At 65.1% G+C, this 22,381-nt stretch carries 24 protein-coding genes; 10 read left to right on the forward strand and 14 right to left on the reverse strand.

Going from position 1 to position 22,381, the window contains the following annotated elements; genetic code table 11:
- Nucleotides 1–274 precede the first annotated feature (274 nt).
- On the forward strand, nt 275–649 hold the full coding sequence (locus U5O12_RS12995; protein WP_322579046.1) for a DUF779 domain-containing protein: 375 nt from the start codon (nt 275–277) through the stop codon (nt 647–649).
- Nucleotides 650–715: 66 nt separating this feature from the next.
- Here the strand turns inward: U5O12_RS12995 and U5O12_RS13000 are convergent, their stop codons facing one another.
- The 6 genes from U5O12_RS13000 to tsaB form a co-directional block, all read right to left on the reverse strand.
- The gene (locus U5O12_RS13000) at nt 716–2,251 is read right to left on the reverse strand and encodes a DUF1501 domain-containing protein (protein ID WP_322579047.1); all 1,536 of its coding nucleotides are present in this window, start codon (nt 2,249–2,251) and stop codon (nt 716–718) included.
- A gap of 8 nt (nt 2,252–2,259) precedes the next feature.
- Nucleotides 2,260–4,056 (reverse strand): DUF1800 domain-containing protein, encoded by a 1,797-nt coding sequence (locus U5O12_RS13005; RefSeq protein WP_322579048.1) that lies wholly within the window; start codon nt 4,054–4,056, stop codon nt 2,260–2,262.
- Nucleotides 4,057–4,168: 112 nt separating this feature from the next.
- Nucleotides 4,169–5,008: an orotidine-5'-phosphate decarboxylase gene (gene pyrF / locus U5O12_RS13010; RefSeq protein WP_322579049.1), complete on the reverse strand. Its 840-nt coding sequence runs from the start codon at nt 5,006–5,008 to the stop codon at nt 4,169–4,171.
- Nucleotides 5,009–5,013: 5 nt separating this feature from the next.
- On the reverse strand, nt 5,014–5,868 hold the full coding sequence (locus tag U5O12_RS13015) for a uracil-DNA glycosylase (protein ID WP_322579050.1): 855 nt from the start codon (nt 5,866–5,868) through the stop codon (nt 5,014–5,016).
- Nucleotides 5,869–5,885: 17 nt separating this feature from the next.
- Nucleotides 5,886–6,359, reverse strand: coding sequence for a ribosomal protein S18-alanine N-acetyltransferase (rimI, locus tag U5O12_RS13020; protein ID WP_322579051.1), 474 nt, complete (start codon nt 6,357–6,359; stop codon nt 5,886–5,888).
- An 11-nt stretch (nt 6,360–6,370) separates the two neighbouring features.
- Complete coding sequence (tsaB, locus tag U5O12_RS13025; RefSeq protein ID WP_322579052.1) at nt 6,371–7,114, reverse strand: tRNA (adenosine(37)-N6)-threonylcarbamoyltransferase complex dimerization subunit type 1 TsaB; 744 nt, start codon at nt 7,112–7,114, stop codon at nt 6,371–6,373.
- Between the two features lie 152 nt (nt 7,115–7,266).
- On the opposite strand from tsaB, the gene dacB reads away from it, so the two are divergent.
- The gene (gene dacB / locus U5O12_RS13030; RefSeq protein WP_416221488.1) at nt 7,267–8,724 is read left to right on the forward strand and encodes a D-alanyl-D-alanine carboxypeptidase/D-alanyl-D-alanine-endopeptidase; all 1,458 of its coding nucleotides are present in this window, start codon (nt 7,267–7,269) and stop codon (nt 8,722–8,724) included.
- Between the two features lie 9 nt (nt 8,725–8,733).
- Here the strand turns inward: dacB and U5O12_RS13035 are convergent, their stop codons facing one another.
- From U5O12_RS13035 to purE, 3 genes are read right to left on the reverse strand one after another with little or no spacing between them, the layout of a single operon-like run.
- Nucleotides 8,734–9,795, reverse strand: coding sequence for an L-threonylcarbamoyladenylate synthase (locus tag U5O12_RS13035; protein ID WP_322579053.1), 1,062 nt, complete (start codon nt 9,793–9,795; stop codon nt 8,734–8,736).
- A gap of 12 nt (nt 9,796–9,807) precedes the next feature.
- Nucleotides 9,808–11,013: a 5-(carboxyamino)imidazole ribonucleotide synthase gene (locus U5O12_RS13040; RefSeq protein ID WP_322579054.1), complete on the reverse strand. Its 1,206-nt coding sequence runs from the start codon at nt 11,011–11,013 to the stop codon at nt 9,808–9,810.
- The gene (purE, locus tag U5O12_RS13045) at nt 11,014–11,517 is read right to left on the reverse strand and encodes a 5-(carboxyamino)imidazole ribonucleotide mutase (RefSeq protein WP_322579055.1); all 504 of its coding nucleotides are present in this window, start codon (nt 11,515–11,517) and stop codon (nt 11,014–11,016) included.
- A 101-nt stretch (nt 11,518–11,618) separates the two neighbouring features.
- On the opposite strand from purE, the gene trxA reads away from it, so the two are divergent.
- The 8 genes from trxA (at nt 11,619) to U5O12_RS13085 (ending at nt 17,307) form a co-directional block, all read left to right on the forward strand.
- Nucleotides 11,619–12,575, forward strand: coding sequence for a thioredoxin (trxA, locus tag U5O12_RS13050; RefSeq protein ID WP_322579056.1), 957 nt, complete (start codon nt 11,619–11,621; stop codon nt 12,573–12,575).
- 47 nt (nt 12,576–12,622) lie between these two features.
- A complete protein-coding gene (locus U5O12_RS13055; protein ID WP_322579057.1) occupies nt 12,623–12,991 on the forward strand; it encodes a hypothetical protein in 369 nt (122 codons plus the stop codon).
- A gap of 113 nt (nt 12,992–13,104) precedes the next feature.
- Nucleotides 13,105–13,455 (forward strand): hypothetical protein, encoded by a 351-nt coding sequence (locus U5O12_RS13060; protein ID WP_322579058.1) that lies wholly within the window; start codon nt 13,105–13,107, stop codon nt 13,453–13,455.
- The gene (locus tag U5O12_RS13065) at nt 13,452–14,612 is read left to right on the forward strand and encodes a TolC family protein (RefSeq protein WP_322579059.1); all 1,161 of its coding nucleotides are present in this window, start codon (nt 13,452–13,454) and stop codon (nt 14,610–14,612) included. Before U5O12_RS13060 ends, U5O12_RS13065 begins: the two co-directional genes overlap by 4 nt.
- Before the next feature lie 24 nt (nt 14,613–14,636).
- Nucleotides 14,637–16,034: a copper oxidase gene (locus U5O12_RS13070; protein ID WP_322579060.1), complete on the forward strand. Its 1,398-nt coding sequence runs from the start codon at nt 14,637–14,639 to the stop codon at nt 16,032–16,034.
- A gap of 17 nt (nt 16,035–16,051) precedes the next feature.
- Nucleotides 16,052–16,528: a cupredoxin family protein gene (locus U5O12_RS13075; RefSeq protein ID WP_322579061.1), complete on the forward strand. Its 477-nt coding sequence runs from the start codon at nt 16,052–16,054 to the stop codon at nt 16,526–16,528.
- On the forward strand, nt 16,525–16,989 hold the full coding sequence (locus U5O12_RS13080) for a DUF411 domain-containing protein (RefSeq protein WP_322579062.1): 465 nt from the start codon (nt 16,525–16,527) through the stop codon (nt 16,987–16,989). Before U5O12_RS13075 ends, U5O12_RS13080 begins: the two co-directional genes overlap by 4 nt.
- A gap of 9 nt (nt 16,990–16,998) precedes the next feature.
- Entirely contained in the window at nt 16,999–17,307 is a 309-nt protein-coding gene (locus U5O12_RS13085; RefSeq protein WP_322579063.1) for a copper-binding protein, read from the forward strand.
- Between the two features lie 20 nt (nt 17,308–17,327).
- On the opposite strand, the gene U5O12_RS13090 is transcribed toward U5O12_RS13085, so the two are convergent.
- The 5 genes from U5O12_RS13090 to pyk all read right to left on the reverse strand — a co-directional run bounded on the left by U5O12_RS13090 (nt 17,328) and on the right by pyk (nt 22,241).
- A complete protein-coding gene (locus U5O12_RS13090; RefSeq protein ID WP_322579064.1) occupies nt 17,328–17,705 on the reverse strand; it encodes a ribbon-helix-helix domain-containing protein in 378 nt (125 codons plus the stop codon).
- 52 nt (nt 17,706–17,757) lie between these two features.
- Nucleotides 17,758–18,339 (reverse strand): DJ-1/PfpI family protein, encoded by a 582-nt coding sequence (locus tag U5O12_RS13095; RefSeq protein WP_322579065.1) that lies wholly within the window; start codon nt 18,337–18,339, stop codon nt 17,758–17,760.
- A gap of 159 nt (nt 18,340–18,498) precedes the next feature.
- The gene (locus U5O12_RS13100; protein ID WP_322579066.1) at nt 18,499–19,404 is read right to left on the reverse strand and encodes a phosphoribosylaminoimidazolesuccinocarboxamide synthase; all 906 of its coding nucleotides are present in this window, start codon (nt 19,402–19,404) and stop codon (nt 18,499–18,501) included.
- A gap of 173 nt (nt 19,405–19,577) precedes the next feature.
- Nucleotides 19,578–20,642 (reverse strand): class II fructose-bisphosphate aldolase, encoded by a 1,065-nt coding sequence (fba, locus tag U5O12_RS13105; protein ID WP_322579067.1) that lies wholly within the window; start codon nt 20,640–20,642, stop codon nt 19,578–19,580.
- Nucleotides 20,643–20,807: 165 nt separating this feature from the next.
- On the reverse strand, nt 20,808–22,241 hold the full coding sequence (gene pyk, locus U5O12_RS13110) for a pyruvate kinase (RefSeq protein ID WP_322579068.1): 1,434 nt from the start codon (nt 22,239–22,241) through the stop codon (nt 20,808–20,810).
- Between the last annotated feature and the right edge of the window lie 140 nt (nt 22,242–22,381).

The raw sequence follows: 22,381 nt of genomic DNA on the forward strand, positions 1-22,381 counted from the left end.
ACCAGAAAACGAAGTTTCGAGGTACTCAAATCGGGGGGATGCCCCAGCCCGCTACTGCGCTAGCGCCGTGGAGGCACAGACAAAGCAGCCCTTTGGAACCCACGTGGCGCGCCAACGTCCAACGCGGTGACCCGACAGGGCGGCCGCCGATTTCTGGTACCCCAGTATGAGGTGGCCGCCCTGTCGGATTGCCGCGTTGCGAGCGCCAACCGAGCCGCTGCGCTGCGAGTGCCAACATCGCAACTTCAGCGGTCCTTCCACAAGGAGACAAAGCATGGTCGACAAAGTAGTAGCCACCCCCGCCGCCCTGGAACTGGCGGCTTTCCTGAAAACGAAACACGGCCCGGAATTGATGTTTCACCAAAGCGGAGGCTGCTGCGACAACAGCGCTGCCAACTGCTACCTGCCCGGCGAAATCACCATGGGGGCGGGCGACATGTACCTGGGCGACATCGGTGGCAGCCCGTTCTACATCGGCAAAGCCCAGTACGAATACTGGAAACACACGCAACTCATCATCGACGTGATCGAAGGCGTTGGGGGCACCTTCTCGCTCGAAGGGCCCGAAGGCAAAGCCTTCCACACCCGCTCCCGCGTGTTCACCGATGCAGAGCTGGCCGAACTGGGCATCGACAAGCCCGCAGCCTGAAAATCAAGCCATTCAGGGCCCTAGCCCTCGTGGAATATGCGCGAGCAGCTACCAAATCAATAGCGTTTATTGCATAAAACCAAGATCGGTCGGGTAGTCCGGCCGGCTGGCCGCCGTGCCGAAGTTCGCGATCTTGGGCAAGACGCCTGGCATCTCGGCGTCCGTCACACCAAACCACTTGGCCAGCGTCGCCGCGTACTGGTCGACCGAGGTGCGTGGCAGCAAGCGGCCCTGGCCCACATGCCAGGCGTTCTCGGGCAGGTAGTTGCCGCCCGCGTCCTTGGCATCGCTCACGCTGATGGGAGGGGCCACGCCGTAAAAGCGCTGGCCATTCACCGCACCGCCCACCACCAGGTGGTGACTACCCCAGCCGTGGTCCGAGCCATCGCCGTTGGAAGCCAGCGTGCGGCCAAAGTCGGATGCAGTGAACGCCGTCACCTGGTTAGCCACGCCCATCTCGTCGGTCGCTTCGTAAAACGCCGTCATGGCCGTGCTCAGCCGGCCCATCAGGGTGGCCTGCTGCGCGACCAGGTTGTCGTGCAGGTCAAAGCCGCCCATGGACACAAAAAACACCTGGCGCCGCGCGCCCAGCACATTGCGGCCCTTGATCAGTCGCGCCACCATTTGCAGTTGGGTCGACAAAGCATCCGTGCCAAAGGTGGCCTGGAAGGGGCGCAGATTGGGCGCGGTTCCGAAGGCTGGCGGGCTCAAGGCCAGCGCATTGGTCACCGAGGCCTCGGCGGACAGGGCGCGGGCCGTGACGATGTTGTACTCGTTCTCCAGCTTGTGGGTGCGGGCCTGGCGGATCAGGCTGTCGATGGTGCTGCGCACCGAGGACGAGCCGTAGACCGTGGTGTCGGTGGCCGGGCGAATCTTGATGGCGCCCGAGGTGCTGACCTGGTACTGCAGCGCCGTGTCGCCCGACAAGAACACCGCGTTGCCCGAGACCGACATACAGCTGAACAGCGAGTTGCTGTTGAGGCTGTTTTGCAGCACCACATCCCCCATGTTGCCGCCCCAGCCCACGGTGGAACCTTCGGGCGAGGACGACTGCCACAGCGACTGCTGGTCGTTGTGCGAAAACAGCTGCGGTGGACGCGGGTAGAGCGTGCGGTTGCTGTTGTTGTACTGGGCGCGCGTGAGTGGCACCACCAGCGGCCCCACATTGAGCTGCACCGCCGCCCTGCCGATATTGAACAGATTGGCCAGCCCGGTCATGGCCGGGTGCAGCGCGTACTCGCGGGTCGTGGCACCCAGCGTGTCCACCGGCGGCGTGAGAGGAACCAGGCGCGTGGGGGTGAGCGCCGCCTTGGCCAGCGCAATGCCGCCTGCAGTTTGCCCGGCGGCGCCACCGCGGATGGTGCTGTACTGGTTGTAGCTCGGGTCGTCGTAAGCCACGACGGTATTGGCGTAGTCATTGCCGCCAAACAAAAACACGCACACCAGGGCCTTGTAGTCCCCAGCCGGTGCGTTGAAGGCGGCGGCCTCGCCAATGGCGGCCAGGTTCAGCGCAAAGGGCAGCGCGGTGCCGCTCAGCGCGAGCTGGCCGCTGCGGCGCAGAAAGGCACGACGGCTCTGGAATTCGGGTGGCAGCATGGACATGGGGCCCTCTACTTCTGAATCAGGTATTCGGGGCAGGCCATCACCATCAGCACGGCCGCACAGACGCGCTGGCGCTTCAGCGTGGCGGAGCTGTTGGAGTTGACCGTCACGCCCAAGAGGGCATTGACGATGACGGTTTGGGTGCTGGCCGATAGCTGGCCCGCGCACAGCAGCAGGTTGAGGCGGCGCACCAGCGCGGCCAGGTCCAGCACCAGCGTGAGCTCGGTGGTGTAGGCCGCGTAGATGTCGCGGCTGTTGAAGCCGGTGTCAATGATGCCCATCATGTAGTTGAGGTAGCCGCCCACGCTGCTTTCGGTGACCAACTGAAACTCGGGCGCCACCACCCCATTGCTCAGCGCGGTACTGGGCGGCACATAACCAGGGCGAAAGAAGTTGAACACCGAAGGCGCACGCAGCGGGCTCTGACCAAGCTGGGTGCCCGCATTGCTCAGGTCCCCAATCTTCCAGGCACCGCTGGCAGAACCCACCCCAAAGGTGCGCCCCCACTGCACCAGACGCAACATCGGCTCGCGCAGCTTGCCGTACTCCAGCGCGCTCAGGCCGGTGGCATTGCGCGCCTCGTCGTCCAGCACGATGGCGGCAAACACATAGGCCAGATCCCCGCGCACGCCCTGGCCGTTGTCGGCAAACACGGCCGCCACACGCCCCACGTAGGCCGGGCTGGGGTTGCTGGTCACCAGGCGCTGGATCATTTGCTTGCAGAAGAAGGGCGCCGTGTTCTGGTGGTTGAACAACGTGTCCAGCGCTGTCTTGAGCGCCGCCGCCGCCGGAGTATTGGCCGGGATGGTGGTGCCCAGAAAAGTGGCCGCCAGGGTGGAGTGGTTGCTGGCCGTCAGCGCCATGGGCAGGCGGGCAAACGCGGTATTGCCCACGGTGTTGCCGTTCACCGTCACGTTCACGTTCTGGCTCATGTCCACGTCGTAGCCGGTGAACACCCGCGCCAGATTGCTGACGTCGCTGGCGGTGTAGGTGTCCTGGGGCTTGCCGTTTCCGTCAAGTTGCTGGGTGCCATCGGGGTTGAGCAGGTGCAGGCCCACGGTGAAGAGCTGCATCACCTCGCGGGCGTAATTCTCATCAGGCTGTCGACCGGAGTTGTTTTCCTTTTTGTTGCCCTTGGTATTGAGGTAGTAGCCCATGGCCACATGCAGGGTCACGGCCTCCAGCAGGCCTCTGAAGTTGCCAAATGCGTAGGCGCACAAGGTGTCCCAGTAGTGCGCCATGGCATGGCTGCGCCAGCGGAAGTCCAGGCCCGACAGCGACACCACAAAAAACTCGGAGAGCGCCAGCCCCATGCGCTTGCGCATGGGATCGCTGCTGGCCAACAACTGGTTCCACACCATGTAGTCGGCCGGGTAGCTTTGGTCGTAGTAATTGTTGGTGTTACTGGCGTCACCATAGCCTTGGCTGTTGAGCCAGTCCCAGCCGCGGGTGCCAAAGTTCAGGGCCACTTGCTGCTCAATCCAGCTCGCATAACCCAGGTTGCGCACCTGCGCGATGTCGGCGTCGCTGGCTGAAAACTGGGCCTGCTGCAGAAAGCGCGAGGCTTGCTCAGGACTGATGCTGGCCCCGCTGACAGCAATGGCAGCGGGCATGGCCCGCAGGGAGATGGTGCGCCCACCCACCGGCGCCACCGCTGACGGATCACCTCCCCCTTCACCACCGCCACAGGCAGCCAGCGCGGCTGCGGTGGCCAGCGCCATGGCCGTGAGTGCGCCAGACTCCAGAGGCGAATTGCTGGGAGCGGGTGCGGCGGCGAGGTCGACTTCGCCCGCGAAATCGCGCATGGTGGGCTCCAACGAGGAGTGGATAAGCAGCGAAGGTTATCGACCGCTGTCGGCGCTGAACAGCACGCTTACAAACAATTACCGCTGCTGGCGACAGCCGGTACCACGCCGCCTAGTGCGTGGCTGCTTGCAGCAGATCGCGCGTACGCAGGGCCTCCTGGCGGGCTGCGACGGCAAAGTCTGGCCCGGACGAAGCGTACAGAATAGCCCGCGAAGAATTCACCACAATCGGGCCGGTGGTCTGGCCATCGGCAGCCCGCCAACCGGCCTTGACGGTGGCCACCGCGTCCCCGCCCTGAGCACCCACACCGGGAATCAGCAACGGCAAAGTGGGGGCCAAGGCGCGTACGCGCGCAATCTCTTCCGGGTAGGTGGCCCCCACCACCAGGCCCAACTGGCCGTTCAGGTTCCAGGGGCCTTGCGCCAGCGAAGCGATGTGTTCGTACAGGCGCGGCTGGCCCGGCAAGTCGGCCAGGTGTTGCGGCTGAAAATCATCGCCGCCGGGGTTGGAGGTTCTGCACAACAGGAACGCGCCTTTGCCGTGGTATTTCAAATACGGCTGCACAGAGTCAAACCCCATGAAGGGCGACAGCGTGACGGCGTCGGCGCCGTAGCGCTCAAAGGCTTCTTTGGCGTATTGCTCGGCAGTGCTGCCAATGTCGCCACGCTTGGCGTCCAGAATGATGGGCACCTGGGGCGCGGTCCGGCGCATGTGCTCCATCAGCTTCTCCAGCTGATCCTCCGCGCGGTGCGCGGCAAAGTACGCGATCTGTGGCTTGAAGCTATTCACCAGGTCGGCCGTGGCATCGACGATGGCGGCGCAGAAGTCGTAGATCTTGGTGGCATCGCCCCGGAGATGGGTCGGGAACTTGGTTGGTTCTGGGTCCAGGCCCACGCACAACAAGGAACCGTTTTGGCGCTCGGCGGTGCGCAGCTGGTCTAGAAAAGTCATGGGGGCTATTTTACGGAGGCATCCCGCACGTCCATCGCCAGGCACAGGTCCGCCCAGGCCTTGGCTTTGTCGGCGCTATTGCGCAGCAGCAGCTTGGGGTGGTAGGTCACGATGACCGGGATGCCCTGGTACTGGTACACCGTGCCGCGCAGCTTGCCCAAAGGTTGGGTGGCCAACGCGCCGTGTTCGGCCAGCAGGGTCTGAATGGCAAAACGGCCCATGGCCAAAATGACTTTGGGCTGCACCAGCGCAATCTCGCGCTGCAGGTACTGGGCGCACTGCGCCAGGTCGGCCGCCTGCGGAATCTGCCCGTGGGGTGGGCGGCACTTCACTGCATTGGTGGCGTAGGCGCCCTGCGCACCTTCTGCCGTGCGGCTTGCGCCCACAGCCTTGAGCATGTTGTCCAGCAGCAGGCCCGGGCTTTCCACAAAGGCCTGGGCGCTGCGGTCTTCGTCTTCCTCGGGCGGGTCCCCCACCACCAGCCAGTCGCGCTGGCCGGGGGCCGGCTGCAGCGTGGCGTGTTTGCGCCCGGCGCACAGGCCACAGGCCTGGCAGCTGGCGGCGGTGTCGGCCAAGGCCTCCCAGTCCAGGCGCCCCAGGTCCAGCGGCGTGCCTGCTGCACGGGCAACCACGGCCGGCGTGCTTGGCACGGGCACGGCGCGGACCGGAGCTGGTGTGGGGGATGGGCTGGACGCAGGCACAGCAATGGGCACTACGGCGGGCGGTGGCGCGGCCGGTTTGGCCAGCCTGACTGCAGCCACCGTGGGCGGTTCGGTTTCAAACACCGTACCCGGCAGCCAGACGCGTACGCCCATCTCCAGCAGCATCGCGCGTTGGCGGTCGTCAAGGGTCAGGGCCATGGGTCGGGTGAGTCTCGTCAAGGGTACAGGGGCAGGCTCATGACCACCGCGTCTTCGCGCTGGCCGTTGCCGGCAGGGTAATAGGCTTTGCGCTGGCCCACACGGCGGTATCCATACCGTTCGTACACATGCAGGGCACGCAGATTGCTCACCCGGGCCTCCAGCCACAGCCACTGCACGCCCTGGCCACGCGCCCACAGGGCCAGCGCGTCCAGCATGACGCGGGCCCAGCCCTGGCCCTGGAATTCGGGCGCCACGGTGATGTTGAGCAGGTGCACCTCGTCCACGCCTTTCATGGCCACAAAGTAGCCCAGCACATAGCCATCTGCCACCAGCATCTGGGCCTGGTAACCACTGTGCAGCGCGTCCAGAAAATTGGCATGGCTCCAGGGGTGCGCGTAAGCGCGCTGCTCCACGCGCAAGACCTCGTCCAGCCGGTCGGCCAGCAGCGGTTCAAATGCAGCTTCGGATGCCTGTGAAAAAGACGCCATGGCAGGGGATTTCATACGAGCGGCGCAGCTGCTGCGGTAGCGGCTTTGTCTGCCAAACGCTCTGCAGTGGTTTTGGCCACTTTGTCGCGGATATAGCTGGGCATGGCGTTGGCAGCATCCACTGCCAGCCCGGCGTCCAGCAGGGCGGGTGCCAGGCGCAGCATGGCAGCGGCGGTGGGCAAGGCGGGCACCACGCTGCCGCCCTTCAGCACGGCAGGGTCCAGGCGCTCGGCATACACGGCAAACACATTGCCGGCCAGCAACAGTGGGCCCAGACTGGCGTCAAGCGCAGGCAGGCGCAGCGCTTCGGGGCGCACCAGCTGGTGCGGCTGCAGCACGCGCCACTGGCCCTGGGCATAGGCATAGTGCGCGGCGTACACCTCGTCCATGCGCGCGTCCAGCAGCGCCAGCACCTGCAGCGCGGGTGCATCGGGCGCTGCAGACTGGCGCGCGTCCTCGGCCACGGCCAGCAGCGAGTCCATGGGCAACACCGGCACACCAGCGCCAAACGCCAGCCCCTGCACCACCGAGCAGGCGGTACGCAAGCCGGTGAAGGAGCCTGGCCCGGCGCCAAAGGCCATCGCATCCAGCGATGCCATGGGCAGCTCGGCCTGGGCCAGCAGGTCCAGCACGCCGGCAATCAGGTCGGTGGAGGCGCGGGCACCGCCCGCCCCGGCGTACTGCCACACCGTCGCACCACGGCCGACCGCAATGGACAGGTGTTCGGTTCCAGAATCAATCGCCAGCAAGTTCATATTTCTAAGAAAAATTGGCCTCTAAAGCCCATAAATATTGCGCCACCAGCTCCTGATTCAGGAGCAAATTCCGTCCACGGCGTGCAGACCGGGTGCGCAATGAGGCCACAGAGGCGCCCTCCGATTATCGGGGCTGCCCGGATAATCTGGCGATGCAACTCTCCATCCGAATGCTCCTGTGCGGCCTGGCCGCTGGCCTGTGGGTCTCCCTGTCAGCCACCGCCCAACCCCTGCCTCCCGAGGTAGATGCCGCCCTGGCCCGCGCCAAGGTGCCACGCGATGCCGTCTCGTTTTTGGTGCTGGATGCCCAAAACCCTGGCGCCGCACCGCGCCTGGCGCACCGCGCGCAGACCCCCATGAACCCCGCCTCGGTGATGAAACTGGTGACCACCTATGCGGCGCTGGACCTGCTGGGCCCGGCCTACCTGTGGAATACACCGGTCTACACCGAAGGCGCCATCAGCAACGGCGTGCTCAATGGCAACCTCTACATCAAGGGCCAGGGCGACCCCAAGCTGGTGCTGGAGCGGCTGTGGCTGCTGCTGCGCCGCGTGCAGGGTCTGGGCATCAAGACGATTGCGGGTGACATCGTGCTGGACCGCAGCGCCTTCAACCTGCCCGAGGTGGATCCCGCCCAGTTTGACGGGGAGCCACTGCGCCCGTACAACGCCGCGCCCGATGCGTTGCTGGTCAACTTCAAGTCGGTGGTGATGACGTTTACGCCCGACCGTGCGGCGCAGGTGGCCCAAGTGCAGTACGACCCGCCGCTGGCTGGCGTGGCCCTGCCCGCCACCGTAGCGCTGGGCGCTGGTGACTGTGGTGACTACCGCGCAGCACTCAAGGCCGACTTTGCCGACCCGCTGCGCATCCGCTTTGCAGGCAACTACCCGGCCAGTTGTGGCGAGAAGGTGTGGCCGGTGGCCTATGTGGACCCCAAGACCTACGCCCAGCGTGCGGTGCTGGGCCTGTGGGACAGCCTGGGCGGCAAGGTACATGGCAGCGTGCGCCTGGGTACGGTACCCGCCGCCTTGGCGGCTGGCAAGCCGGCCTTGGTGGCCTCCTCGGTGCCCATGGCCGAAGTGATTCGGGACATCAACAAATTCAGCAACAACGTGATGGCGCAACAGATGTTTTTGACACTGGGGCGCGCTGCCTATGTTTCCCCGCCCACGGGAGCCACGGCTCCCGCGGAGTTGGCGCCCGGCAGCTTTGACGCCAGCCGCGCCGTGGTGCAACGCTGGTGGCGCGAGCGCCTGGGCAACGAAGAACTCCCGGTGCTGGACAACGGCTCGGGCCTGTCACGGCAGGAGCGCATCACCGCGCAGGCGCTGGGCCGCATGCTGCAGAGTGCCTATGTGTCACCAGTGATGTCGGAGCTGATGTCGTCCCTGCCCATCTCGGGCGTGGACGGCACGCTGCGCCGCGTCAAGGGCAGCACCAGCGCGCACCTGAAAACCGGCAGCCTGAGCAATGTGGTGGCACGCGCAGGCTACGTGCTGGCGGCCAGTGGCAAGCGCTATGTGCTGGTGGCCTTTGTCAACCACGCCAATGCCAATGAGGCCCGCCCCGCAGTCGACGCGCTGGTGGAGTGGGCCGGGCGCGACCAGTAAACCGGAGGGTCAGGCTGCTGCACGGGTGAGGCGGTCGCGCACGCCGTCCCACTCGGGCGCATCGGGCGGGGCCTCCACCCAGATGAGCTTGACGCCTTGGGCGTCCATCTCGCGCAGCTTGGCAAACAGCTCATGCGCTGCCGGCTGGGCGTGGCTGGGCATGCGGTGGGCCGCCACCAGGGGCGAGCGCACATGCAGCGGGCTGCGGTGGTAGAGCGCAATGGTGGGGCGCGCATCGGGCGCTTGGGCGGTGGCCAGCAGGTCCAGTGCGGCCTGCAGCGCCTTGGCGTCCATCAGGCGCACCGTGGCGCTGGGCGCGTAGTGCGATTCCAATGTTCCAGAGGCTCGGGGCCCCGGCTGGTTCTGCGCGTCCAGCTCGTCTTTCGATAGCAGCTGGCGGCCGCAGGCATCGGCCACCTGGGCTGCGGTGATGGCGCCGGGGCGCAACAGCACAGGCGCGCCACGCGTGCAGTCGATGATGGTGGACTCAATGCCGACCTCGCACGGGCCACCGTCCAGGATCAGCAATTCGTCGCCAAACTCGCTGTGCACATGCGCTGCCGTGGTCGGGCTCACGCGGCCAAACTTGTTGGCACTGGGGGCGGCAACGCCCCACACCACGGCCTCACCGTCGGCCGGCTTGCGCAGCGCCGCCAGCACGGCTTGGGCCACCGGATGTGCCGGGCAACGCAGGCCAATGCTGTCCTGCCCACCAGCCGCCGCCGCGCCCACACCCTCACGGCGCGGCAAGATCAGCGTGAGCGGCCCGGGCCAAAAGGCGGCCATGAGCTGCTGCGCAAAGGCCGGCACGCGCGCACAGTAGTGCGCCACCCCGCCCATGCCACCGTCAAACGCAGCCACATGCACGATGAGCGGGTGGTCGGCCGGGCGGCCCTTGGCCGTGAAGATTTTGCCCACTGCCGCCGGGTCGGAGGCATCCGCACCCAGGCCGTACACGGTCTCGGTTGGCAAGCCAATCAGCCCTCCAGCCCTCACCGTATCTGCGCAAGCAGCTATGGAATCAGGAGCAAGTTCGACACCATCAGCAAACTGGTAGGCGGACACAATCATGGGCAAGCCTGCTCAGAACGCGGCAATGCCGAGGATGCGCGCGGCTTCCAGCGCCGTGGCACGCACACCCTCCACCGTAGAACCGGTGATGTTGAGGTGGCCCATCTTGCGGCCCTTCTTGGCGTCCAGCTTGCCGTAGAGGTGCAGATGGGTGCCGGGCAAGGCCAGCACGGCGGCCCAGTCAGGCACACCGCCGTCACGCCCTTCGTTGGGCCAAATGTCGCCCAGCAGATTGAGCATGAGGGCCGGGCTGTGCTGGCGCGGCTGCACCAGCGGCAGGCCCGCCAGCGTGCGCACCTGCAGATGGAACTGCGAGACATCGCAGGCGTCCATGCTGTAGTGGCCGCTGTTGTGCGGGCGCGGCGCCATCTCGTTCACCACCAGGCCACCCAGGCCGGCAGCGGCGGGGTGGCTTTCGTCCAGCACAAAGAATTCGACGCACAGCACACCCACGTACTGCACGCCTTCTGCTATCGATTTCGCAGCTGCTACCGCACGTTCGGCGAGGGCTGGCGGCATATTTCCTTCATACACCTCGGTCACAGCCAGAATGCCGTCGCGGTGCAGGTTGCGCTGTACCGGCAGGTTCACACACGCACCGTCGGCCCCGCGCGCCACGATGACCGAGCATTCCAGCGCCAGCGGCAGCATCTTCTCCAGCACGCAGGGCACGCCGCCCAAGTCGGCCCAGGCTGCAGCCAGTTCGGCGGGCGTCTTCACGCGCACCTGACCCTTGCCGTCGTAACCCATGCGGGCCGTCTTGAGAATGCCAGGCAGCAGGTTCGCATCCACGGCAGCCAGCTGTTCCGCGGCCTCAATGACGGCGTACGGGGCGCAAGGCACGCCGCATTTCACAAAGTGCGCCTTCTCGGCCGCACGGTCCTGGGCGATGGCAACAGCCGCACCGCTGGGCGCCACGGGGCGGCTCCGCGCCAGCTGCGTCAGCGCCTGGGCGGGCACGTTCTCAAACTCGGTGGTGATGGCCGCCGACACCTCGGCCAGCCGGGCCAGGCCCGCTGGGTCGGTGTACGCGGTCTGGATATGGTGGTGGCTGATGCGCCCGGCCGGGCTGTTGGCGTCCGGGTCCAACACGGCGGTGAAAAAACCCATCTGCTGCGCGGCATGGGCAAACATGCGGCCCAGCTGGCCGCCGCCCATGACGCCCAGCGTCAATTCTTTTGACCCGCCCAAACCGGTTGCTGCGCGCTCAGAAGCCATTTAGACCGCGCTTCCGGTAATCGGCAACACCATCTTGCGCGCGGCCTCGGTCTGGTCGATGCGGAAGGCGTCCAGTTCCATGCGCAGGTCCGGGTTTTCGTTGGCCAACAGGGCCACGGCAAACAGGGCCGCGTTGGCAGCACCTGCCGGGCCAATGGCGAAGGTGGCCACGGGAATGCCCTTGGGCATTTGCACAATGCTGTGCAGCGAATCCACGCCCGACAGCGCCTTGCTCTGCACCGGTACCCCCAGCACCGGCAGCGTGGTTTTGGCGGCCAGCATGCCTGGCAAGTGGGCAGCACCACCGGCGCCGGCGATGATGGCCTTGAGGCCGCGTGCCACCGCGCTTTCAGCGTAGGCGAACATGTCGTCAGGCATGCGGTGGGCGGAAACCACCCGGGCTTCGAAGCGGATGCCAAACTGTTGGAGAATCTGGACTGCGTGTTGCATGGTGTCCCAGTCGGAACTGGAGCCCATGACAACGCCGATTTGAATGGTTTTCATAGTGCTGAAAGCGCTTTGCGGAGCGCCAGGTGGACTGGCGGCGCAGGGTTTGCGCACGTGGCCAGAATTGAATTTTACTTTTTCACCCCGAGCTACCCTAAATGATCAACGTCACCATCGAAAACTTTGACGCCGAAGTCGTCGCCGCCTCGCACCAGGTCCCGGTTCTGGTGGACTTCTGGGCGCCCTGGTGTGGCCCTTGCAAAGTGATTGGCCCGCTGCTCGAAAAGGTGGAGGAGGAATATGCCGGCCGCTTCAAGCTGGTGAAGATTGACTCCGACCAGGAGCAACAACTGGCCCAGGCCTTTGGCATCCGCAGCATTCCCACCTGCGTGCTGATGGTGGACGGCAAACCGGTGGACGGCTTCATGGGCGCGGTGCCGGAAAGCAAGATCAAGGAATTTCTGGACAAACACGTGCCCTCCGAGGCCGTGCGCGAAGCCGAGGCCGACGCCGAAGACGCCCAGGCCCTGGCCGCCGCTGGCGACCCGCAGGCCGCGCTGCAAAAGCTGCTGGAAGCGCTGAGCGTGGACCCCAGCAACGACGACGCCCGCTACGACTACGTGAAGCTGCTGATCGAGAACGACCTGCTCGAAGACGCAGAAGCCGCGCTGGCGCCCAAGCTCACCGAAATCCCGCGCCAGCTGCGCTTTGAGGCGCTGGGTCAGTTTCTGGACGCCATCAAGTTCGTGGTGACCGACGACCGCGGCATTTGGACACCCGACCAGTTTGACGCCCTGATTGCCAGCAACAAACGCGACTTCGACACCCGCCTGGCCAAGGCCCGCGTGCTGATGGTCGGCGGCGACTGGACCGGCGCCATGGACGAGCTGCTGGAAATCATCATGCGCGACAAGGCCTGGGGCGACGCCGTGCCGCGCAAGACCTTTGTGGCCATCCTGGAGCTGCTGACCCCGCCCAAGCCCAAAGCCAACCCGGCCGATGCCGGCAAGGCCGCTGGCGGCATTGAGGTGGTGGGCAAGGTGGTGGCCGAAACTGACCCGCAGGCCCAGCTGGTATCCGCCTACCGGCGCAAGCTCAGCATGGCGCTGAACTGATTTCGGCTACCGGGGAACTATTAAACCTGCAACCCAATCCAGACACCATGCGACGCCTTGTGCTCCTGCTGATCCTGATTGCCTTGGTGCCTTTGCGCGCCTGGTCGGGGGACGCCATGGCGATCCAGATGGCGGCGCAAACCCAAGCTACCGGCGCGGGGGCAGCTGCCAGCGACCCCGCCGCGCACACCAACTGCCATGAGATGCAGGCAGAGTCTGCGCCCACACCGCAAACCCACAAAGCACCAGACTCTTGCGCCACCTGTGCATCGTGCCAGGCCTGTTTCACGGTCGCTGTGGTGATGCCTGCCATGCAGGCTGCCACACAGGCCCTGCCACACGGTTTGCCACACGCCGCCAGCGCGGAATTCACCAGCGCCATCCTCGCGCTGGGGCACAAACCACCCATTTCCTGACCACCAGGCCCTAAGTCCGTCTGGACTTGGGCCTGTACCCGCCGTGGCGGGCTCCGCAGCCCAGTGCGGTGAGAGCTTCGCCCCCCATTGATGCCTTTGGTCAGGAAACTCTTATGCCTATCTCTTCGTGGTACGCCCGCTGGCGGCTGTACCGATCCCTCTCGGCGACCGTGCTTGCCAGCGCCGCCACATTTGCTGCCCAGGCCCAGGCCCAGGCGCCGGGCAGCGTGCGCCTGGATCCAACCCCCACGCTGCAGGCCAGCCAAGCCAGCACGCCGGTGCCCGCAGTGGTTTACCGCTCGGTGTTTGCAGACCTGCCCCAGGGCGTGGAGGACACCGTGTTGGACTGGAAAGCTGCCAACGCAGCGGTGGGCCAGTTCAAACGGGGCCACGCCGACCTGCTGAAGTGGGAGCAAGAACAGGCGCGTAGATCTGCCCCGCCGACACGGGGAGCCGCACCATGAAAGCCACCCTGCGCGCGCTCAGCGCTGCCTCGCTGCTGGTCTGCAGCGGCTGGGTGTGGGCCGCCCCACCCGACGGCGGCATCACCGACCTGCAAACAAGCGTGGCGGGCAAAGTCATCGGCACCGGGGGCGGCACCGTTCAGTTGCCGCACCCTGCTGCGGACCAGCGCAGCACCCTCGCCAGCCTGCTGGCCACACCGCTGACGGCCGACGCCGCGGTGCGTATTGCCCTGCTGAACAACCCTGAGTTGCAGGCCGCGATGGGACCTGAAGGGCTGTCCCTCAGCGACGCGACGGGCCGCGACACCCCGGCCAAACTGCGCGCCCAGCAAGCCATCACGGTGCTGTCGGCACAGGCCTTCAAGGCCTGGGTGAACGCGGTGGCAGCCACCCACAGTGCCAAGCTGCTCCGCGAGGCCAAGGCCACGGCCGAGACCAGCGGCGAACTGACCCGGCGCATGGTGCGCGCGGGCAATGTGAGCAAACTCACCCAGGCGCAAAGCCAGGCCGTGTTGTCCGACGCGGCACTGGCACTGGCGCGTGCCGAGCAAGCCGCCTTTGCCGCGCGAGAAACGCTGACGGTCACCCTGGGCCTGTGGGGGCAGGACACCCAGTTCACCTTGCCCACCGCCCTGCCGGCACTGCCTGCGCAAGCGATGGACCTGCCCGATGTGGAGGCTCGCGCCGTCAATGCGCGCACCGACCTGCAACTGGCCGCCCTGCAGTGGCAGCGCAAGCAGCAAAGCAGCGTGCCCGACAGCGCCGACGCGCTGTGGGATGCCATGGGCGATGCCGCCCGCGTGCGTGCCCAGGCCGTGCAACTGCGCAGTCAGGCGCGCATGGCCTACCACCAGTACCGCAGCAGCTGGGACATCGCCACCCACCTACAGGCCGAGGTGCTGCCAGTGCGCCAGTTCATCCACGACGAACTGGTGCTGCGCTACAACGGCATGCTGACCAGCCTATTTGACGTACTGGCGGACAGCCAGGCACTGACGATGGCCAAGAGCGCCCACGTGGCCGCTCAGCGCGACTTCTGGCTGGCCCATGCCAACCTGCAAGCCCTGCTGGCCGGTGCGCCGCTGGACGCCATAGGCGGCGATGCGAGCACCAACACCAGCGAGGCCCGCCCCGCCACCAGCCCAGGAGGCCACTGAATGGCCGCGCAACAAGGACACTCCATGAATCGACGCAATTTTTTCAACGGCGCTGCTGCCACCGCAGTGGGCGCAGTAGCCGCCGCCTCGTTGAGCCGCGTGGCGCTGGCCGCCTTGCCCGAGCCCGTGCTGCAAAGCTCGCCCGACACCCAGCCCCCGCTGGTACCCAACACCGGCCGCCCCTACAACCCCGTGGTCACCCTCAACGGCTGGACCCTGCCCTGGCGCATGAACAACGGTGTGAAGGAATTCCACCTGGTGGCCGAACCGGTGGTGCGCGAGATGGCGCCCGGCTTCAAGGCCCACATGTGGGGCTACAACGGCCAAAGCCCCGGCCCCACCATCGAGGTCGTGGAAGGCGACCGGGTGCGCGTGTTTGTGACCAACAAGCTGCCCGAACACACCAGCGTGCACTGGCACGGCCAGCGACTGCCCAACGGCATGGACGGGGTCTCCGGCCTGAACCAGCGCGCCATCGGGGTGGGCAAGACCTTTGTCTACGAGTTTGTCGCGCGCCGCCCCGGCACCTTCATGTACCACCCGCATGCGGACGAGATGACGCAGATGGCCATGGGCATGATGGGCTTCTGGGTCACGCACCCCAAAGCCAAGCACCCGCTGATCAGCGAAGTGGATCGGGACTTTTGCTTCCTGCTGAATGCCTACGACATTGACCCCGGCAGCATGACGCCCAAGATCATGACCATGCTGGACTTCAACCTGTGGAGCTGGAACAGCCGCGTCTTCCCCGGCATTGACACGCTCAATGTGCGGCATAACGACAAGGTGCGCATCCGGGTCGGCAACCTGACCATGACCAACCACCCCATCCACCTGCATGGCCACGAATTTCAGGTGACCGGCAGCGACGGTGGGCCCTGGCCGCTGGCGGCGCGGGTGCCCGAGATCACTACCGACATTGCGGTGGGCCAGATGCGGCAGCTGGAGTTTCTGGCCGATGAGGAGGGCGACTGGGCCTTCCACTGCCACAAGAGCCACCACACCATGAACGCCATGGGCCACAACGTGCCCACCATGATCGGCGTGGACCACCGCGGGCTGGTGGGCCAGCTGCAAAAGGCCGTGCCCGACTACATGGTGATGGGCGAGCGCGGCATGGCCGATATGGGTGAGATGGAAATGCCCCTGCCCGACAACACCGCGCCCATGATGACGGGCACCGGCCCCTACGGTGGCGTGGAAATGGGCGGCATGTTCAGCATCCTCAAGGTGCGCAAGGACCAGAAGCCTCGTGACTACAAGGATCCGGGGTGGTACCAGCAGCCCGCAGGCACGCAGGCCTATGAATGGACCGGCCCGCTGCCCGACCCTGCGCGCTTCAAGGCCGACAGCCCCAGTGCCGCCACCGCGCCGGCCACCGAAGTGCAGGTACGCAAACCGGCCACCCACAACCACCATTAATCCATTGGAGAAAACCCATGAAAAACACTATCAAATTGATAGCTGCTTGCGCAATATTGGCGGTTTCTAGTGGCACATTTGCCTCCGGAAACCACGCTGGCGGCCACGGCACGGACGCGATTGGAGAACCCGGCGTGGCGGCCAAGGTCACGCGCACCATTGCCATCGACATGACGGATGCCATGCGCTTCACTCCCAGCACGGTGCAGGTGCGCCGTGGTGAAACCATCCGTTTTGTAGTCACCAACTCCGGCCAGCTCAAGCACGAGTTCAACCTGGGCACCGAGGCCGACCTTAAAGCGCACTACGCGCAGATGCTGAAGTTCCCCGAAATGGAGCATGACGAGCCCAACCTGGTGAGTCTGGCACCCGGAAAAACGGGCGAGGTGATCTGGCAGTTCACCAAGGCGGGAACGGTCCACTTTGCCTGCCTGCACGCAGGCCATTACGAGGCGGGCATGAAGGGCACTGTGGCTGTGGGCAGCAAGCCATGAACGCGCAACCGATGTCGCGCCGTATGGCACTGGGCGCTGGGCTGGCCGTTCTAGCCCTGCCCGCATGGGCCGCCAAAGAGCGCACCACCGTCCAGGTCTGGAAAGACCCGAACTGCGGCTGCTGCAAAGACTGGGTGGCGCATCTGGAGCAGGCCGGTTTTAAGGTCACCGTACAGGACATCGGCAATGCGGCCACACGCAAGCGCCTGGGCATGCCTGAAGCCCTGGGCTCCTGCCATACCGCCGAAGTGGCAGGCTATGCCATTGAAGGGCATGTGCCGGCCAAGGAGATTCTGCGCCTGCTGCGCGAGAAGCCCAAAGCCCTGGGTCTGGCCGTGCCGGGCATGCCAATAGGCTCGCCCGGCATGGACGGCGCCATCTACCAAGGCCGCAAAGACGCCTATGACGTACTGCTGGTCGCCAAGGGCGGCGCTACGTCCATCTACCAAAGCTACCGATAAGGACACGCCATGAACCGTTTACACAACGCCCGTAACCTTGTTGCCACCTTGCTCATCAGCACCCTTGGCGCGAGCGGCGCGTGGGCGCAGGCCAGCGAGATGAGCAGCGGCGAGATCCGCAAAGTCGACAAGGCCGCCAGCAAAATCACCATCAAACACGGCGAAATCAAGAACCTGGACATGCCGCCGATGACGATGGTGTTCCAGGCACGCGACCCCGCCCTGCTGGAGAAGGCAAAGGCAGGCGACAAGGTGCGCTTCAGTGCGGAGTTGAAAGACGGCGCTTACATCGTCACAGCCGTCGAAGCTACGCCCTGAGCACGTCAGGTGTGTACCTCTCAGGCCGCGCGCACGTGCAGACCGGTGTGCAGCACGGCCTGGCGCTCGGTGGCCAGCACACGCTGGGCATTGAGGCTGGCAATCGGGATGCCGACGTCTTGTGGAATACCACCGCTGAGCTGCAGCGCCAGGTAGCGGCCGCAGCACACGCGCAGGAAGGACGCAAAGTTGTCCACCTCACCACGCTCTTCCACCAGCTCGTCGTAGAGCTTGGTGCAGAGTTGGGGTACGGTCATGCCGTCGCGTGTGGCAATTTCGTCGAGCACACGCCAGAACAGGTTCTCCAGCTTGATACTGGTGGCCACGCCGTGCAGCCGCACCGAGCGGGCGCGGCTCTCATAAAGGGTGGGGTCGGCGCTGATGAACACTTGGCACATGGGCGGTCTCCTCTGAGGGCTGCCCGCATGGTGCGGGCCCGCCCCCAGGGCGTCAATGGGAAATACGTGTACCCAGCAGCGCCAGGAACTGCGCAATCCAGGCTGGATGCGCGGGCCAGGCGGGGGCCGATACCAGATTGCCATCGGTGTGGGCCGCATCGATGGCAATGTCGGCATAGGTGCCGCCGGCAATCTCCACCTCCACCCGGCAGGCCGGGTAGGCCGAGCAGGTACGGCCCTTGAGCACACCGGCGCCAGCCAGCAGCTGTGCGCCGTGGCACACCGCGGCCACCGGCTTGTTGGCATCAAAGAAGTGCTTCACCGCCGCCACCACGGCGGGGTAGGTGCGCAGGTACTCGGGGCCGCGGCCGCCGGGAATCACCAGCGCGTCGTAGCTGCTGGCCTGCACCTCGGCAAAGGTGGCGTTCAGGGTGAAGTTGTGGCCGGGCTTTTCGCTGTAGGTCTGCGCGCCCTCAAAGTCGTGGATGGCGGTCTTGATGTGGTCGCCCGCCTTTTTGTCGGGGCACACGGCGTGCACCGTGTGGCCCACCGCCAGCAGCGCCTGGAACGGCACCATGGTTTCGTAGTCTTCGCAGTAGTCACCGCAAATCATCAGGATTTTCTTGCCCGCCATGTCAGTCTCCTCGTTGTAGATGGGAAACCGATTGTTGGGCGCCACGCGCTGGGCGTGGTGGTACCGGGTTGTTACACCCGGCATGCTGAGAAAACGCTACCAAATCGATAGCTGCTTGCGCAGTATCTGCGCGGGCCTAGAGCCCTAAAACCTTCTGAATCAGGCGGTCAGGCGCGTCAGGGCTTCCTGGTATTTGGCGGCGGTTTTCTCGATCACCTCGCGCGGCACGCGGGGTGCGGGTGGCGTCTTGTCCCAGGGCTTGCCGTCCACCAAGGCCGCTTCCAGCCAGTCGCGCACAAACTGCTTGTCGTAGCTGGGCGGGTTGGTGCCGACCTGGTAGCTTTCCTGCGGCCAGTAGCGGCTGGAGTCGGGCGTCAGCACCTCGTCCATGAGCACCAGCGTACCGTCCTTGTCCAGGCCGAATTCGAACTTGGTGTCGGCAATGATGATGCCCTTGGTCAGCGCAAACGCGGCGGCGGTCTTGTAGATCTGGATGCTGATGTCGCGGATGCGGGTGGCCAGGTCCAGGCCAATCATCTCCACGGTTTTTTCGAACGTAATGTTCTCATCGTGGTCGCCCACAGCGGCCTTGGCGGCGGGGGTGTAGATGGGCTCAGGCAGCTTGCTGGCGTTTTGCAAACCGGCGGGCAGCGGCACACCGCACACGGCGCCGTTCTCCTGGTATTCCTTCCAGCCGCTGCCGGCCAGGTAGCCACGCACCACGGCCTCAACCGGGATGGGCTTGAGGCGCTTGACCAGCATGGAGCGGCCGGTGACCTGGGCCACCTCGGAGGGCAGCACCACGCTTTCGGGCGCTTCGCCGGTCAGGTGGTTGGGGCATATGTTGGCGCCGTTCTTGCCCAGCTTCTCAAACCAGAACAAGGCCATTTTCGTCAGCAGCACGCCCTTGCCGGGGATGGGCTCGCCCATGATCACGTCAAACGCAGACAGGCGGTCACTTGCCACCATCAGGATGCGGTCGTCGCCCACGGCGTAGTTGTCACGCACCTTGCCACGGGCAAGCAGGGGAAGGGACAGAGCGGAGGTGTGCAAAGCTGAGGTCATGGCATCCAACAAGTAAAAGGGCTCTGCCTCCCACACAGGAAGCAGAGCCCTTGATTATCGCAAGTTCGGTGATCGCTGAGGTCGGAGGGCGATTCCCCGCCGGGCCGTCTCAAGGGGGATCAGCCCCCTCGGCGGGCAGCGACCCGCGCAGCGGCGGAGCGTGGGGGCACGATTTACTGAACGACCTGCGCCAGTTCACCACGGGCATATTGCCCTGCCACCACCTGCAGGCTGTGGCCCTTGATGCCGGCAGCCTGGCCTTCGCAGCCGAACTCGATGTAGCGCTGCTTGCAGAGCTGCTTGGCGGCTTCGCGGGCGGGCTTGAGCCATTCGCGGGCATCGAACTTCTCGGGGTTTTCAAACAGGAATTTGCGCACCGCAGCGGTCATGGCCATGCGGATGTCGGTGTCGATGTTGACCTTGCGCACACCAAACGGTATGGCGCGCTGCACTTCTTCCACCGGCACGCCCCAGGTCTGGGCCATCTTGCCGCCGTACTGGTTGATGGCGGCCAGCAGGTCTTGCGGCACCGCGCTGGAGCCGTGCATCACCAAGTGGGTGTTGGGGATGCGGGCGTGGATTTCTTTGATGCGCTCAATGGCCAGAATGTCGCCCGTGGGCTGGCGGGTGAACTTGTAGGCGCCGTGGCTGGTGCCGATGGCGATCGCCAGCGCGTCCACCTGCGTGCGCCGCACAAAGTCAGCCGCCTCTTCGGGGTCGGTCAGCAGCTGTTCACGGGTCATGGTGGCGTCGGTGCCGTGGCCGTCTTCCTTGTCGCCCTTCATGGTTTCCAGCGAGCCCAGGCAGCCCAGTTCGCCTTCGACCGATACACCCAGCTTGTGGGCCATATCCACCACCTTGCGAGTAACTTCCACGTTGTAGTCGTAACTGGCAATCGTCTTGCCATCGGTTTCCAATGAACCATCCATCATCACGGAGCTGAAGCCCAGGTCGATCGCGCCCTGGCACACGGAGGGGCTGGAACCGTGGTCCTGGTGCATGACCACGGGAATGGTGGGGTAGCTGTCGACCGCGGCCTGAATCAGGTGCTTGAGGAAGTATTCACCGGCGTATTTGCGGGCGCCGGCGCTGGCCTGCATGATCACGGGGGCGCCGGTCTCTTTGGCGGCCTCCATGATGGCCTGGACTTGCTCCAGGTTGTTGACGTTGAACGCCGGAATCGCGTAGTTGTGCGTTGCCGCGTGATCAAGAAGCTCACGCATCGAGACGAGTGCCATGGATATCCCCAGGAAGTTAAAAACTCGCAGCGCGGTTTTGGTAACCGCTTGGTAACTTTTTACCGTTGCGCGATTCTAACCGTCAGGGTTAACCCGCAACAGCCAGCAAAAAGGGGCCCGAAGCCCCCTTGCAGATTGCAGCAGTTGGCACCACCAGCGACCGGCTTAATTCACCGCGCAGATCTTGAGCATATTGGTGCCACCGGGGGCGCCCATGGGCTCGCCGCAGGTGATGGCGTAGATGTCGCCCTTTTGCACGATGCTGCGGGACTTCAGGTGCTTCTCGGCGTCCATCAGCGCGGTGTCACGGTCGGCACTGGTGCCCATCAGCAGCGGGCGCACATTGCGGTACAGCGTCATCTTGCGCTGGGTGCTGACCTTGGGCGTGAGCGCGTAGATCGGCACATGGATCAGGTGGCGGCTCATCCACAAGGCGGTGCTGCCGCTGTCGGTCATGGCCACGATGGCCTTGGCACCCAGGTGGTGGGCCGTGAACAGCGCGCCCATGGCAATGGACTGGTCGATGCGGGTGAAGGTTTTGCCGGTGAAATCGGCATCCAGCTTGACGTGCTCGCTGCCTTCGGCGGCCAAGCAGATCTTGGCCATTTCGATCACCGTTTCCAGCGGGTATTTACCGGCCGCAGTTTCGGCCGACAGCATCACGGCGTCGGTGCCGTCCAGCACGGCGTTGGCCACGTCGCTCACCTCGGCGCGCGTGGGCACGGGGTTGGTGATCATGGATTCCATCATCTGTGTGGCGGTGATCACCACCTTGTCGTGCTCACGGGCCAGCTTGATCATGTGCTTTTGCAGCGCCGGGACCGCAGCATTGCCCACTTCCACGGCCAGGTCACCGCGGGCCACCATGATGCCGTCGGAGGCCAGCAAAATCTCCAGCAGCTTGGGGATCGCCTCAGCGCGCTCGATCTTGGCGATCAGGCCGGGCTTGTGGTTGTATTCCGCAGCCGCCACATTGCAGAGCTGGCGCGCCATTTCCATGTCGGTGGCATTTTTGGGGAAGCTAACGGCCACGTAGTCGGCCTGGAAGCTCATCGCGGTGCGGATGTCTTCCATGTCCTTGCCGGTCAGCGCAGGGGCGGTCAGGCCACCGCCCTGCTTGTTGATGCCTTTGTTGTTGGACAACTCGCCACCGAGCTTGACCGTGGTGTGCACTTGCTCACCCTTGACAGCATCCACCGTGATGACGATCAGTCCGTCGTTGAGCAACAGCACATCACCGGCCTTGACTTCAGCAGGCAGGGCCTTGTAGTCCAGGCCCACGGCGTCGATGTCACCCAGCTCTACGCGGGCGGCGTCCAGAATAAATTTTTGGCCGGGCTCCAGGAAGACCTTGCCTTCGGCAAACTTGCCCACGCGGATCTTGGGGCCCTGCAGGTCGGCCATGATGGCCACTTCGCGACCGGCGCGTTGTGCAGCTTCGCGCACAAGGCGGGCACGGTCGATATGGTCCTGGGCTTTCCCGTGGCTGAAGTTCAGTCGCACCACGTTGACGCCGGCACGGATCATTTGCTCCAGCAGAGCGGGGTCGCTGGAGGCGGGTCCGAGGGTGGCAACGATTTTGGTGGCGCGACGGGGCATGAAACTGTCTCCTAGAGTGAGTTACCTATTTTCACACGCTTGTTTGTACCTTGGTTACATGGGAGGCACAAGAAAGGGACAAGCGGGGTAAGCCCGGGGGGCGCAAACCGGGGGGCTGTGGTTGAATGGTCGCCCGCCTG

The sequence above is a fragment of the Rhodoferax sp. genome (assembly GCF_034519335.1).
Classification (GTDB): domain Bacteria; phylum Pseudomonadota; class Gammaproteobacteria; order Burkholderiales; family Burkholderiaceae_C; genus Allorhodoferax.